The following is a 214-nucleotide window of genomic DNA, read 5'->3' as shown; positions in this document are numbered from 1 at the left end:
AGTTCATCCTACAACCATCATGCGCTGGGTTCATGAATATGGAAACCTTATCTATCAAATTTGGAAGAAGAAAAATAAAAGCGTAGAACTATCTTGGAAATTGGATGAGACCTATATAAAAGTCAAAGGAGAATGGCGTTACCTGTACCGTGCAATTGATAAAGAAGGATACACATTGGATATTCAACTTCGTAAAAAACGGGATCATCAGGCT

At 36.9% G+C, this 214-nt stretch carries 1 protein-coding gene; it reads left to right on the top strand.

Features of this window, described 5'->3' with window-relative positions:
* Positions 1-214 (top strand): DDE-type integrase/transposase/recombinase (locus LOK41_RS28905; protein WP_241819490.1); only part of this gene is annotated, 214 nt, incomplete at both ends.

It is taken from the genome of Bacillus sp. TL12 (assembly GCF_022625245.1).
Taxonomy (GTDB): domain Bacteria; phylum Bacillota; class Bacilli; order Bacillales; family Bacillaceae_G; genus Bacillus_A.
The sequence above is the reverse complement of the archived record's forward strand: the minus strand, read 5'-3'. Positions and strand labels throughout refer to the sequence as shown.